Below are 12,493 nucleotides of genomic sequence, written 5' to 3'. Positions count from 1 at the left end.
TCAGCGGACTTCGCCGTACCGTAATCAGTCGGCGAGGGCGCCGAACTTGACGCCGAGCTCGGCCAGCTTGGTCTCGCCGCCGTCGAGCGCGGTCAGCACCCACGGACCCTGCGGGGTCAGGGTGAACGTGTGCTCGGTGTGCGCGGCGACCCTGCCGTCGTCGGTGACCACGGTCCAGTCGTCCTCGAGCGTGTGGTTGTCCTGCTTGCCCAGCGTGAGCATCGGCTCGACCGCGAGCGCCATCCCCTCGACCAGCTTCGGGCCGCGGCCGGGACGGCCGAAGTTCGGCACGTTCGGCGGCTGGTGCATCGCCGAGCCGATCCCGTGCCCGACGAAGTCCTCGACGATCCCGTACGACGAGTTCGCCCGGACGTGCCGCTCGATCGCGGCCGAGATGTCGGTCAGCCGGCCGCCGAGCCGGGCGGCGGCGAACCCACCCCACATCGACTCCTCGCAGATCCGGGCCAGCTCGAGCAGCTCCGGCGGCACCTCGCCGACCGGCACCGTGATCGCGGCGTCGCCGTGCCAGCCGTCGACGATCGCGCCGCAGTCGATCGAGATCAGGTCGCCGTCGGCCAGCACCCGGTCACCGGGGATGCCGTGCACGATCTCGTCGTTCACCGACGCGCAGATCGAGCCGGTGAAGCCGTGGTAGCCCTTGAACGACGGGACCGCGCCGGAGGACCGGATGTGGTCCTCGGCGATCGCGTCCAGCTCGCCGGTGGTGATGCCGGCCCGGACCTCGTCGCGGAGCAGCTCCAGCGTGCGGCCGACGACCAGTCCGGCCGCACGCATGGAAAGGATCTGTTCGCGGGTCTTGATCTCGATCCCGCGGTCTTTAAAGATCACAGCACATCATTCGCTGGTTACTCGGTCACCGTCTTGAGAGCGGCCAGCACGCGCTCGCTGACCTCGTCGATCTCGCCGACCCCGTCCACCTCGACGAGCAGGCCGCGCTGCGCGTACACGCGCAGCAGCGGCTTGGTCTCGGCGGTGTAGACGTCCTGCCGGTGCCGGATGACCTCTTCGGAGTCGTCCGACCGGCCCTCGGTCCGGGCTCGCTTCGTCATCCGCTCCACCAGCACCTCGGTGTCGGCGATCAGCGCCACCACCGCGTCCAGCTTGTGGCCGTGCTCGGCCAGGATGTCGTCCAGCGTGCCGACCTGGGCCAGCGTGCGCGGGTAGCCGTCCAGGAGGAAGCCGTCACCGGCGTCCGCCTCTGACAGCCGGTCCCGCACCATCGCGTTGGTGACCTCGTCCGGGACGTAGTCACCGGCGTCCATGTAGCGCTTCGCCTCGAGCCCGAGCGGCGTCTCGTCCTTGACGTTCGCACGGAAGATGTCACCGGTGGACACGGCCGGGATATTCAGGCGTTCCGCAAGCACCTTTGCCTGCGTGCCTTTGCCCGCCCCGGGCGGACCCATCAGCAACATTCTCATCAGCGCAAGAACCCTTCGTAGTTACGCTGCTGCAGCTGAGACTCGATCTGCTTCACCGTGTCCAGACCGACGCCGACCATGATCAGGATCGACGTACCGCCGAACGGGAAGTTCTGGTTCGCGTTCAGGAGCACCAGCGCGACCAGCGGGATCAACGAGATCACCGCGAGATAGATCGCGCCCGGCAGCGTGATGCGGGACAGCACGTAGCCCAGGTATTCCTCGGTCGGCCGGCCCGCCCGGATTCCGGGGATGAAGCCGCCGTACTTCTTCATGTTGTCCGCGACTTCCTTCGGGTTGAAGGTGATCGAGACGTAGAAGTACGTGAAGAAGATGATCAGGGCGACGTACGAGATCATGTAGATCGGGTGGTCGCCTTTGACCAGATTGCCCTGGATCCACTGGGCCCAGGACTTGTCCTGCTGGAACTGGCTGACCAGCACCGGCAGGTAGATCAGGCTGGAGGCGAAGATGACCGGGATGACACCGGCCTGGTTCACCTTCAGCGGGATGTAGGTGGACGTGCCGCCGAACATCTTGCGGCCGACCATGCGTTTGGCGTACTGCACCGGGATCCGGCGCTGGGCCTGTTCGATGAAGATGACCGCGGCCATGATCACCAACCCGATCGCCAGCACCACCACGAAGGTGGCCAGACCGCGCTCCTTGCGGATGGTCCACAGCTGCGACGGGAAGGTGGCGACGATCTGGGTGAAGATCAGGATCGACATGCCGTTGCCGACACCACGGTCCGTGATCAGCTCGCCCAGCCACATCACCACACCGGTGCCGGCCGTCATGGTCAGCACCATCACGACCACCGGGAACCAGCTGTCGTCGTGCAGCAGCGGCTCCTGGCAGCCCTGGAAGAGCCGTCCGGGGGTCCGCGCGAGCGCGACGAACGCGGTCGCCTGCAGAATCGCCAGACCGACCGTGAGGAACCGGGTGTACTGCGTGATCTTGGCCTGCCCCGCCTGACCTTCCTTCTTCAGCGACTCCAGCCGCGGGATCACCACGGTGAGCAGCTGCAGAATGATGCTGGCGGTGATGTACGGCATGATGCCGAGCGCGAAGATCGCGAGCTGCAGCAGCGCGCCGCCGGAGAACAGGTTGATCAGGTTGTACAGGTTCGCGTTCGCACCCTGCTGCGCGCCCTTCAGGCAGATGTCGAGCGACTGGACGTTGACCCCCGGCGCCGGAACGACCGAACCGATCCGGAAGATCACGATGATGAAGAGCACGAAAAAGATCTTCCGGCGCAGGTCCGGAGTCTTGAACGCGTTGGCAAAGGCGCCTAACACCCTGTCCTCCCACACATGTTTCCTCTGCCCGGTCAGGGCAGGGGCCTAGCAAAGCAGCTTGGCAAGAGACGAACCAGGGCTCGTCCGAACTCCAGCGCACGATATCAAGCGCCGGCTCGCACGAGCCCTGGACATCACACCTCGGTGGTGGTCCCCCCGGCCGCCTGGATCTTTTCCTGGGCGGACTTGGAGAACTTGTGCACCGAAACCTGCAGTGCCACGGTCAGCTCGCCGTCACCCAGCACCTTCACCGGCTGACCGCGACGGACCGCGCCCTTGGCGACCAGCTCGGCCACGCCGACCTCGCCACCCTCGGGGAACAGTTGTCCGAGCTTGTCCAGGTTAACGACCTGGAACTCCACCCGGTTCCTGCTCTTGAAACCCTTCAGCTTCGGCAGCCGCATGTGCAGCGGCATCTGGCCACCCTCGAAGTACTCGGGGATGTTGTTGCGCGCCTTGCTGCCCTTGGTACCGCGGCCGGCCGTCTTGCCCTTGCTGCCCTCACCACGACCCACGCGGGTCTTGGCGGTCTTGGCGCCGGGCGCCGGGCGCAGGTGGTGAACCTTCAGCGCCATGTCAGTCGACCTCCTCGACGGTGATGAGGTGGCGAACCGTGCGGACCATGCCGCGGACCTCGGGGCGGTCTTCGTGGACGGCGGTGTCGCCGATCCGCTTGACGCCCAGGGTGCGCAGCGTGTCGCGCTGGTTCTGCTTGCCACCGATGCCGGAACGGGTCTGGGTCACCTTCAGGCGTGCCATCAGGACGACACCTCCGCCCGGGCCTTCAGCAGCGCCGCCGGAGCGACGTCCTCGACCGGCAGGCCACGACGCGCGGCCACGGCCTCCGGGGTCTCCAGGTTCCGCAGCGCCTCGACCGTGGCGTGCACCACGTTGATGGCGTTCGCCGAACCCAGCGACTTGCTGAGCACGTCGTGGATCCCGGCGCACTCCAGTACGGCGCGCGCCGAGCCACCCGCGATCACACCGGTACCGGGAGCGGCCGGGCGCAGCAGCACCACGCCGGCGGCCTTCTCACCCTGGACCGGGTGCGGGATGGTGCCCTGGATCCTCGGCACCTTGAAGAACGCCTTCTTGGCCTCCTCGACACCCTTGGCGATCGCCGCGGGCACCTCCTTGGCCTTGCCGTAACCCACACCGACGGTGCCCTCACCGTCGCCGACGACCACGAGGGCGGTGAAGCTGAAGCGACGACCGCCCTTCACGACCTTGGCGACACGGTTGATGGCTACCACGCGCTCGATGTAGGCGGTCTTGTCAGCTGCCTGACCGCGACCACCGTCGCGACCACGGCGCTCACCACCGGCGCCGCCTCCGCGACGCTGCTGGCCTCCGCTCATTTCGAACTACCTTCTTCCTTGTATGTCGCCATGTCAGAACCCGAGGCCGCCCTCGCGGGCGGCGTCGGCCAGAGCCGCGATGCGGCCGTGGTACTTGTTCCCGGCCCGGTCGAAGACGACCGAGTCGATGCCGGCAGCCTTGGCCCGGTCGGCGATCAGGCCGCCGACGGTCTTGGCCTTGTCGGTCTTGTTCGCCTCCGCGCCGCGCAGGTCGGCCTCCATGGTGGAGGCGGACACCAGCGTCTTGCCGGCCACGTCGTCGATGACCTGCACGAACAGGTGCTTCGACGACTTGGTGACCACCAGCCGCGGCCGGTCGGCCGTGCCGTTGATCTTCTTCCGGACCCGGATCTGGCGACGAAGCCGGGACGCGGTCTTCTTCGCGGAGTGCTTGTGCGGACGCAGTCCGATCGCCATGGTTACTTACCAGCCTTTCCGACCTTGCGGCGCACCTGCTCGCCGGCGTACCGCACACCCTTGCCCTTGTACGGCTCGGGCTTGCGCAGCTTGCGGATGTTGGCGGCAACCTCGCCGACGGACTGCTTGTCGATTCCCTGCACCGAGAAACGGGTCGGGGCCTCGACGTTGAACGTGATGCCTTCCGGCGCGTCCACCGTGATGGTGTGGCTGTACCCGAGCGAGAACTCCAGCTGGGTCGGTCCCTTGGACAGGACGCGGTACCCGACGCCGACGATCTCGAGCTTCTTCTCGTAGCCCTCCGTCACACCGGTCACCAGGTTGGCGATCAGGGTGCGGGACAGGCCGTGCAGTTCCTTGCTCTTGCGCTGGTCGTCCGGGCGGCTGACGGCGATCGTGCCGTCCTCGTCCCGGTTGACCGCGATGGGCTCAGCGACGACGTGCGAGAGCTGACCCTTGGGACCCTTCACGGTGACCGTCTGGCCGTCGATCGTGACGTCGACGCCGGACGGGACCGAGATCGGGAGCTTACCGATGCGAGACATGACAGTGGTCCTCCTTCCGGTTCTTCGTCACCAGACGTAGGCGAGGACTTCCCCGCCGACGCCCTTGTTCTTGGCCTGGCGGTCCGTCAGCAGCCCCTGGGACGTCGAGATGATCGCGACGCCCAGGCCACCGAGAACCTTGGGCAGGTTGGTCGACTTCGCGTAGACCCGCAGGCCCGGCTTGCTGATCCGCCGGACGCCCGCGATGGAGCGCTCCCGGCTGGGGCCGAACTTGAGGTCGACGATCAGGGTCTTGCCGACGGCGCCCTCCTGGGGCTCCTCCACCTTGTAGGAAGAGATGTAGCCCTCCTGCTGGAGGATGTCGGCGATGCCCTGCTTGATCTTGCTGTACGGCATCGAGGTCGACTCGTGGTACGCCTGGTTGGCGTTGCGCAGACGCGTCAGCATGTCTGCGATCGGGTCGGTCATCGTCATGGCCTGGGGCCTCTTTCCCGCCGTGGTTTCGCCGCTCGGCGACCTACGGTGACTAGATGGTGAGTAGGGAGAAGATCGGAGGTGGAGACGGTCACCAGCTGGACTTGGTCACACCGGGCAGCTCGCCCCGGTGCGCCATCTCCCGCAGGCAGATCCGGCACAGGCCGAACTTGCGGAAGACCGCCTTCGGCCGGCCGCAGCGCTGGCAGCGGGTGTAACCGCGCACCGCGAACTTCGGCTTCCGGGCCTGCTTGACCTTGAGTGCTGTCTTCGCCACGTCAGTTCTCCTTGAACGGGAAGCCCAGCGCGCGCAGCAGCGCCCGGCCCTCGTCGTCGTTCTTCGCGGTGGTCACCACGGTGATGTCCATACCGCGGACCCGGTCGATGCGGTCCTGGTTGATCTCGTGGAACATCACCTGCTCGGTCAGGCCGAAGGTGTAGTTCCCGGTGCCGTCGAACTGCTTCGCGGACAGACCGCGGAAGTCACGGATCCGCGGCAGCGCGAGCGCCAGCAGCCGGTCCAGGAACTCCCACATCCGGTCGCCGCGCAGCGTCACGTGGGCGCCGATCGGCATCCCCTCGCGCAGCTTGAACTGCGCGATCGACTTGCGGGCCTTGGTGACCTGCGGCTTCTGACCGGTGATCGCGGCCAGGTCCTTCACCGCGCCGTCGATCAGCTTCGAGTCGCGAGCCGCCTCGCCGACGCCCATGTTCACCACGATCTTGGTGAGGCCGGGCACCTGCATGACGTTCTCGAACTGGAACTCGTCCTGCAGCTTGCCGACGATCTCCTCGCGGTACTTCGTCTTCAGCCGCGGCTGGACCCTGTTCGTCGCAGTCTCGGTAGCTGTTGCACTCATCAGATCTCCTCGCCGGTACGCCGCGCGATCCGGACGCTCCGGAAACCGGTGTACGTCGAACCGTCGGGACGGCGCTTCTGCACCTCGACGCGGTTGTAGCCGACGCGGGTGGTCACCTTCTGCTTCTTGCCGTCCTTCTCGACCTCGACCAGCAGCGCCACGTTGGACACGTGGATCGGGGCCTCCTGGGTGACGATGCCACCGGTGGTGCCGCCGCGCTGGGCCTGCTGCACCTTGGTGTGCTTCTTCACCCGGTTGACGCCCTCGACGATGATGCTCTCGTCGTCGGGGAAGACCTGGATGATCTTGCCCTCGAGGCCCTTGGACTTGCCGGCGATCACGCGGACGAGATCACCCTTCTTCACGTGCAGCTTCTTCTGCGCCATCTCAGAGCACCTCCGGAGCGAGCGAGATGATCTTCATGAAGCGCTTCTCGCGCAGTTCCCGGCCGACCGGCCCGAAGATGCGGGTACCGCGGGGCTCGCCGTCGGCCTTCAGGATGACGGCGGCGTTCTCGTCGAAGCGGATGTAGGAGCCGTCCGGACGCCGGCGCTCCTTCACGGTCCGCACGACGACCGCCTTGACGACGTCACCCTTCTTCACACCACCGCCCGGGATCGCGTCCTTGACGGTGGCGACGATCGTGTCACCGACACCGGCGTAGCGCCGACCGGAGCCACCGAGCACGCGGATGCAAAGGATCTCCTTGGCACCCGTGTTGTCGGCGACCTTCAGTCGCGACTCCTGCTGGATCATCTGTTGATCTCCTGGTTGTCTCGCTGGTTCTCACGTCCGTGAGCCTTGCGGAACGAATGATTTCGATTGGTTGCCGGTCGGCGCCGGGGCGCCGGGCCGGGAACTACTTGGCCTTCTCGAGGACCTCGACGACGCGCCAGCGCTTGGTCGCCGACAGCGGCCGGGTCTCCATCAGCAGGACGCGGTCGCCGATGCCGGCGGCGTTCTGCTCGTCATGCGCCTTCAGCTTGCTGGTGCGGCGGATGACCTTGCCGTAGAGGTGGTGCTTGACCCGGTCCTCGACCTGGACCACGACGGTCTTGTCCATCTTGTCGCTCAGCACCAGGCCCTCGCGGGTCTTCCGGCGGCCTCGCGCCTCGGTGGTGGTCGTGCTCACGGTCTCGTCCTTCGCGTTCTCGGTCATGCCTTGCTCCCGGCCTTCTCGCTGTCGTCCGCGTCGGCCTCGGCGTCAGCCTCGACCTCGGTCTCGGCCGCCGGGGCGGAGTCGACGTCCTCGGTGATGCCGAGCGCGCGCTCGGTCAGCACCGTGTAGATGCGGGCGATGTCCTTGCGGACGGCGCGCAGCCGGCCGTGGGACTCCAGCTGACCCGTGGCAGCCTGGAACCGGAGGTTGAACAGCTCCTCCTTGGCTTCACCGAGCTTCGTCAGCAGCTCGTCCCGGCCCAGGTTCCGCAGCTCGGCGGCGGTCAGGGTAGCCATCAGTTCTCACCTGCCTCTCGGGTGATGAAGCGGCACTTCATCGGCAACTTGTGAATCGCGCGGCGCATCGCCTCGCGAGCGATATCCTCCGGAACACCGGACAGTTCGAACATCACGCGACCGGCCTTCACGTTGGCGATCCACCACTCCGGCGAACCCTTACCGGAACCCATCCGGGTCTCGGCCGGCTTCTTGGTCAGCGGGCGGTCGGGGTAGATGTTGATCCACACCTTTCCGCCACGCTTGATGTGCCGGGTCATCGCGATACGCGCGGACTCGATCTGCCGGTTGGTGACGTAGTGGCTCTCCAGCGCCTGGATGCCGAAGTCACCGAAGGCCAGCGTGGTGCCACCCTTAGCAGCGCCGGAGCGCTTCGGGTGGTGCTGCTTGCGGTGCTTGACCTTGCGGGGGATGAGCATCGGTCAGCTCTCCGTTCCGGTCGTCTCGGCGGGCTTGTCGGCAGCAGCCGGCGCCTCGGCCCGGGGGGCCTCGTCGCGCTGTCCCCGACGGTCGTCCCGACGGTCGCCACCGCGGCCACCGCGCTCGCCACCACGACCGCCACGGTCGTCGCGACGGGCCGGACGGCGCTGCTGAGTGGCGGCCCGGGCCGCGGCCTGCGCCTCGCGCTCGGCCCGGGAGCCGGCGACGTCACCCTTGTAGATCCAGACCTTCACGCCGATCCGGCCGAAGGTCGTGCGGGCCTCGTAGAAGCCGTAGTCGATGTCCGCGCGGAGCGTGTGCAGCGGCACCCGGCCCTCACGGTAGAACTCCGACCGCGACATCTCCGCGCCACCGAGGCGGCCGGAGCACTGGATCCGGATGCCCAGGGCGCCGCCACGCATGGTGGTCTGCATCGCCTTGCGCATCGCGCGGCGGAACGCCACGCGGCCGGACAGCTGCTCGGCCACGCCCTGCGCGACCAGCTGGGCGTCGACCTCGGAGTTCTTCACCTCGAGGATGTTCAGCTGCACCTGCTTGCCGGTGAGCTCCTCCAGGCTGCCCCGGATCCGGTCCGCCTCGGCGCCACGGCGACCGATGACGATGCCCGGACGGGCGGTGTGGATGTCCACGCGGACCCGGTCACGGGTGCGCTCGATCTCCACGCGGGAGATGCCGGCGCGCTCCATGCCCTTGCTCAGCAGGCGGCGGATCTTGACGTCCTCGCCCACGTAGTCCTTGTAGAGCTTGTCGGCGTACCAGCGGCTCTTGTGGTCGGTGCTGATGCCGAGACGGAACCCGTGCGGGTTTACCTTCTGTCCCACAGTCAGGACTCCTTCTTCTCAGCGGTGGCCTTCTTGGCGGCCGACTTCTTGGCGGTCGCCTTCTTGGCCGGCTTCTCCGCGGCCTCGGCCTTGTCGGCCGCGGCCTTCTTGGCCGGAGCCTTCTTGGCCGTGTCGGCCTTCTTGGCCGACTTCTTGGCGGGGGCCTTCTCGACCGGCTCCTCCTCGACCCGCGGGGCCACCACAACGGTGATGTGGCTGGTCCGCTTGTCGATCCGGGTGGCGCGGCCCTGGGCCCGCGGGCGGTGACGCTTCAGCGTCGGACCCTCGTCCACGAAGGCCTTCGCCACGACCAGGTCGGCCCGGCTCAGGTGCTCGGTGCCCTCGGCGTTCGCCGCGGCGCTGTCGACGACCTTGTACACGGTCGCGGCAGCGGCCTGCGGGGCGAACTTCAGAGTGGCGAGTGCGTCGTCGACGCCCAGACCGCGCACCAGGTCGACCACGCGGCGCGCCTTCATCGGCGTCACGCGGACGAAGCGCGCGACCGCGAAGGCCCCGGGCTCGTCGCCCAGCAGGCTCTCGCGACGGGCGCTGATCGCCCTACGCTCTTGAACGCTCATGATGTTCGAATCTCTCCGTAGGTTGCTTTCGCTTCGTCACTGACCAGGGGTCAGCGACGCCGTGACTTCCGGTCGTCCTTCTCGTGACCCTTGAACGTCCGGGTCGGCGCGAACTCGCCGAGCTTGTGCCCGACCATCGCGTCCGTCACGAACACGGGCACGTGCTTGCGGCCGTCGTGCACCGCCAGCGTGTGGCCGATCATGTCCGGCACGATCATCGATCGGCGGGACCAGGTCTTGATGACGTTCTTGGTGCCCTTCTCGTTCTGCACCTCCACCTTCTTCATCAGGTGGTGGTCGACGAACGGGCCCTTCTTGAGGCTGCGTGGCATCTGGCCGGCTCCCTATCAGCGCTTCTTGCCGGCCTTGCGGCGCCGGACGATCATGCGGTCGCTTTCCTTGCGGGTGCGGGTGCGCCCCTCGGGCTTGCCCCACGGGGACACCGGGTGGCGACCACCCGAGGTCTTGCCCTCACCACCACCGTGCGGGTGGTCGACCGGGTTCATCGCGACACCGCGGACGGTCGGGCGCTTGCCCTTCCAGCGCATCCGGCCGGCCTTGCCCCAGTTGATGTTCGACTGCTCGCCGTTGCCGACCTCACCGAGGGTGGCGCGGCACCGCACGTCGACCATCCGGACCTCGCCGGACGGCATCCGCAGGGTGGCCATCCGGCCTTCCTTCGCGACCAGCTGGATGCTGGCGCCGGCCGAGCGGCCCATCTTGGCGCCGCCGCCCGGGCGCAGCTCGACGGCGTGCACCGTGGAACCGACCGGGATGTTGCGCAGCGGCAGGTTGTTGCCGATCTTGATGTCGGCGGCCGGGCCGTTCTCGACGATCGTGCCCTGCTTCAGGTTCGACGGGGCGAGGATGTAGCGCTTCTCGCCGTCGACGTAGTGCAGCAGCGCGATCCGCGCGGTGCGGTTCGGGTCGTACTCGATCTCGGCAACCTTCGCCGGGACGCCGTCCTTGTCGTACCGCTTGAAGTCGATCAGCCGGTACGCCCGCTTGTGACCGCCGCCCTGGTGCCGGGTGGTGATCTTGCCGGAGTTGTTCCGGCCGCCCTTCTTCGGCAGCGGACGCAGCAGCGACTTCTCGGGGGTCGAACGGGTGAGCTCGACGAAGTCGGCCACGCTCGAGCCACGGCGGCCCGGCGTCGTCGGCTTGTACTTGCGGATTCCCATTACGACTGGCCTCCGAAGATGTCGATGCGGTCGTCACCCTTGAGGGTCACGATCGCCCGCTTGGTGTCCGGGCGCTTGCCCCAGCCGGACCGGGTCCGGCGGCGCTTGCCCTTGCGGTTGATGGTGTTGACGTCGCTGACCTTGACCTTGAAGACCTTCTCGACCGCGAGCTTGATCTCGGTCTTGTTGGCGTTCGGGTCGACCTCGAACGTGTACTTCTGCTCGTCCAGCAGGCCGTAGCTCTTCTCGCTCACGACCGGCCGCAGCAGCACGTCCCGCGGGTCCTTGTTGACTCCGTGGCTCATGCTTCTACCTCCTCGGCTTCGGTCGACGTCGCGACAGCCTTCACGGACTTGCCCTTCGGGGCGCCGGCGACGAACGCGTCCAGCGCACCCTTGGTGAACACGACCGCGTCACTGACCAGCACGTCGTACGCGTTCAGCTGGTCGGCGGCGATCAGGTGCACGTGCTGCACGTTGCGCAGGCTCAGCCAGGTGAGCTCGTCGGCGCGCTCGACCACGACCAGCGCCTTACCGGGGTCGGTGACCTCGGACAGCACCTTCAGCGCGGACTTCGTCGACGGCTTGTCGCCGTCCACGAACTGCTCGACCACGTGCACGCGGCCGTCACGGGCCCGGTCCGAGAGCGCACCGCGGAGCGCGGCGGCGATCATCTTCTTCGGGGTCCGCTGGCTGTAGTCACGCGGCACCGGGCCGTGGACCACGCCACCGCCGGTGAACTGCGGCGCGCGGGTCGAGCCCTGGCGGGCGCGACCGGTGCCCTTCTGCCGGTACGGCTTCGCGCCGCCACCGGAGACCTCACCACGGGTCTTGGCCTTGTGCGTGCCCTGGCGGGCCGCGGCCAGCTGGGCCACCACGACCTGGTGGATCAGCGGGATGTTGACCTGGACGTCGAACAGCTCGGCCGGAAGCTCGGCGGAGCCCTTCTTGCTGACCTTGTCGCCCTTCACGACGACGACGTCGACGGTGCTCACTTGGCAGCTCCCTTCGCGGCGTTGCGGATCAGCACCAGGCCGCCCTTGGGGCCGGGGACGGCGCCCTTCAGCAGGATCAGGCCGCGGTCGGCGTCGATCGCGTGCACCGACACGTTCTGCGTGGTGACCTTCTCGTTGCCCATCCGGCCGGCCATCCGCAGGCCCTTGAAGACCCGGCCGGGGGTGGCGCAGCCGCCGATGGAGCCCGGCGAGCGGTGCTTCTTGTGCACACCGTGGGTGGCGCGCAGACCACCGAAGCCGTGCCGCTTCATCACACCGGCGAAGCCCTTGCCCTTGCTGGTGGCGGAGACGTCGACCAGCTCACCGGCCTCGAACGCCTCGGCCTTGATCTCCTGGCCCAGCGTGTACTCGCTGGCGTCGGCGGTGCGCAGCTCCAGCAGGTGGCGCCGCGGCGTCACGCCGGCCTTGTCGAAGTGGCCGCGCATGGGGCTGGTCACCTTGCGGGGGTCGATGTCGCCGAAGGCGATCTGGACGCCGTCGTAGCCGTGGCTGTCCGAGGTGCGAACCTCGGTGACGACGCAGGGGCCGGCCTGGATCACGGTGACGGGGACGACGCGGTTGTTCTCGTCCCAGGTCTGGGTCATGCCGAGCTTGGTGCCCAGCAGACCGCGCGTGTTCTTGTGCTTGCTCATTGGTTGTTCGCGTCC

22 protein-coding genes and 1 pseudogene are annotated in these 12,493 nt (G+C 67.7%); all 23 read right to left on the bottom strand.

Annotated elements, in window-relative coordinates:
* Positions 1–24: 24 nt before the first annotated feature.
* The 23 genes and pseudogenes from map to rplC all read right to left on the bottom strand — a co-directional run bounded on the left by map (position 25) and on the right by rplC (position 12,478).
* Positions 25–849 (bottom strand): type I methionyl aminopeptidase, encoded by an 825-nt coding sequence (gene map, locus ACIBL3_RS13790; protein WP_396353627.1) that lies wholly within the window; start codon positions 847–849, stop codon positions 25–27.
* A 17-nt stretch (positions 850–866) separates the two neighbouring features.
* On the bottom strand, positions 867–1,439 hold the full coding sequence (locus ACIBL3_RS13785; RefSeq protein WP_360527773.1) for an adenylate kinase: 573 nt from the start codon (positions 1,437–1,439) through the stop codon (positions 867–869).
* Complete coding sequence (gene secY, locus ACIBL3_RS13780) at positions 1,439–2,740, bottom strand: preprotein translocase subunit SecY (RefSeq protein WP_396353626.1); 1,302 nt, start codon at positions 2,738–2,740, stop codon at positions 1,439–1,441. Before secY ends, ACIBL3_RS13785 begins: the two co-directional genes overlap by 1 nt.
* A 134-nt stretch (positions 2,741–2,874) precedes the next feature.
* Complete coding sequence (gene rplO, locus ACIBL3_RS13775) at positions 2,875–3,315, bottom strand: 50S ribosomal protein L15 (RefSeq protein WP_396353625.1); 441 nt, start codon at positions 3,313–3,315, stop codon at positions 2,875–2,877.
* Position 3,316: 1 nt separating this feature from the next.
* Positions 3,317–3,499: a 50S ribosomal protein L30 gene (gene rpmD / locus ACIBL3_RS13770; RefSeq protein WP_360527762.1), complete on the bottom strand. Its 183-nt coding sequence runs from the start codon at positions 3,497–3,499 to the stop codon at positions 3,317–3,319.
* Positions 3,499–4,098, bottom strand: a complete 600-nt coding sequence (rpsE, locus tag ACIBL3_RS13765) for a 30S ribosomal protein S5 (protein WP_396353624.1) — start codon at positions 4,096–4,098, stop codon at positions 3,499–3,501. The genes rpmD and rpsE overlap by 1 nt, the downstream gene beginning before the upstream one ends.
* Positions 4,099–4,131: 33 nt before the next feature.
* Positions 4,132–4,515: a 50S ribosomal protein L18 gene (gene rplR, locus ACIBL3_RS13760; protein WP_132318727.1), complete on the bottom strand. Its 384-nt coding sequence runs from the start codon at positions 4,513–4,515 to the stop codon at positions 4,132–4,134.
* A 2-nt stretch (positions 4,516–4,517) separates the two neighbouring features.
* The gene (gene rplF / locus ACIBL3_RS13755) at positions 4,518–5,060 is read right to left on the bottom strand and encodes a 50S ribosomal protein L6 (RefSeq protein WP_360527756.1); all 543 of its coding nucleotides are present in this window, start codon (positions 5,058–5,060) and stop codon (positions 4,518–4,520) included.
* A gap of 27 nt (positions 5,061–5,087) precedes the next feature.
* Positions 5,088–5,495, bottom strand: coding sequence for a 30S ribosomal protein S8 (gene rpsH, locus ACIBL3_RS13750; RefSeq protein WP_360527753.1), 408 nt, complete (start codon positions 5,493–5,495; stop codon positions 5,088–5,090).
* 91 nt (positions 5,496–5,586) lie between these two features.
* The gene (locus tag ACIBL3_RS13745) at positions 5,587–5,772 is read right to left on the bottom strand and encodes a type Z 30S ribosomal protein S14 (protein WP_012923674.1); all 186 of its coding nucleotides are present in this window, start codon (positions 5,770–5,772) and stop codon (positions 5,587–5,589) included.
* Between the two features lies 1 nt (position 5,773).
* Entirely contained in the window at positions 5,774–6,355 is a 582-nt protein-coding gene (gene rplE / locus ACIBL3_RS13740) for a 50S ribosomal protein L5 (RefSeq protein WP_396353623.1), read from the bottom strand.
* Positions 6,355–6,741, bottom strand: coding sequence for a 50S ribosomal protein L24 (gene rplX, locus ACIBL3_RS13735; RefSeq protein WP_360527747.1), 387 nt, complete (start codon positions 6,739–6,741; stop codon positions 6,355–6,357). The genes rplE and rplX overlap by 1 nt, the downstream gene beginning before the upstream one ends.
* Before the next feature lies 1 nt (position 6,742).
* Positions 6,743–7,111, bottom strand: a complete 369-nt coding sequence (gene rplN, locus ACIBL3_RS13730) for a 50S ribosomal protein L14 (RefSeq protein ID WP_012923677.1) — start codon at positions 7,109–7,111, stop codon at positions 6,743–6,745.
* A gap of 103 nt (positions 7,112–7,214) precedes the next feature.
* Complete coding sequence (gene rpsQ / locus ACIBL3_RS13725; RefSeq protein WP_360527744.1) at positions 7,215–7,514, bottom strand: 30S ribosomal protein S17; 300 nt, start codon at positions 7,512–7,514, stop codon at positions 7,215–7,217.
* Positions 7,511–7,810: a 50S ribosomal protein L29 gene (gene rpmC, locus ACIBL3_RS13720; RefSeq protein WP_396353622.1), complete on the bottom strand. Its 300-nt coding sequence runs from the start codon at positions 7,808–7,810 to the stop codon at positions 7,511–7,513. Before rpmC ends, rpsQ begins: the two co-directional genes overlap by 4 nt.
* Positions 7,810–8,229 carry a 50S ribosomal protein L16 gene (gene rplP / locus ACIBL3_RS13715; RefSeq protein ID WP_132216203.1) on the bottom strand — a complete coding sequence of 140 codons (420 nt, stop codon included), beginning with the start codon at positions 8,227–8,229 and terminating at the stop codon, positions 7,810–7,812. The genes rpmC and rplP overlap by 1 nt, the downstream gene beginning before the upstream one ends.
* Before the next feature lie 3 nt (positions 8,230–8,232).
* A complete protein-coding gene (gene rpsC / locus ACIBL3_RS13710) occupies positions 8,233–9,072 on the bottom strand; it encodes a 30S ribosomal protein S3 (protein ID WP_396353621.1) in 840 nt (279 codons plus the stop codon).
* An 89-nt stretch (positions 9,073–9,161) separates the two neighbouring features.
* Positions 9,162–9,650 (bottom strand): annotated as a pseudogene (rplV, locus tag ACIBL3_RS13705) (50S ribosomal protein L22); the annotation flags it as partial.
* A gap of 50 nt (positions 9,651–9,700) precedes the next feature.
* Complete coding sequence (gene rpsS, locus ACIBL3_RS13700) at positions 9,701–9,982, bottom strand: 30S ribosomal protein S19 (RefSeq protein WP_131361012.1); 282 nt, start codon at positions 9,980–9,982, stop codon at positions 9,701–9,703.
* Between the two features lie 15 nt (positions 9,983–9,997).
* Complete coding sequence (gene rplB, locus ACIBL3_RS13695; RefSeq protein ID WP_360527735.1) at positions 9,998–10,831, bottom strand: 50S ribosomal protein L2; 834 nt, start codon at positions 10,829–10,831, stop codon at positions 9,998–10,000.
* Entirely contained in the window at positions 10,831–11,136 is a 306-nt protein-coding gene (gene rplW, locus ACIBL3_RS13690) for a 50S ribosomal protein L23 (RefSeq protein WP_132147597.1), read from the bottom strand. The genes rplB and rplW overlap by 1 nt, the downstream gene beginning before the upstream one ends.
* The gene (rplD, locus tag ACIBL3_RS13685) at positions 11,133–11,825 is read right to left on the bottom strand and encodes a 50S ribosomal protein L4 (protein ID WP_396353620.1); all 693 of its coding nucleotides are present in this window, start codon (positions 11,823–11,825) and stop codon (positions 11,133–11,135) included. The genes rplW and rplD overlap by 4 nt, the downstream gene beginning before the upstream one ends.
* Positions 11,822–12,478 carry a 50S ribosomal protein L3 gene (rplC, locus tag ACIBL3_RS13680; protein WP_360527728.1) on the bottom strand — a complete coding sequence of 219 codons (657 nt, stop codon included), beginning with the start codon at positions 12,476–12,478 and terminating at the stop codon, positions 11,822–11,824. The genes rplD and rplC overlap by 4 nt, the downstream gene beginning before the upstream one ends.
* Positions 12,479–12,493 lie beyond the last annotated feature (15 nt).

This window comes from Kribbella sp. NPDC050124 (assembly GCF_044460355.1).
Lineage (GTDB): Bacteria > Actinomycetota > Actinomycetes > Propionibacteriales > Kribbellaceae > Kribbella.
The sequence above is the reverse complement of the archived record's forward strand: the minus strand, read 5'-3'. Positions and strand labels throughout refer to the sequence as shown.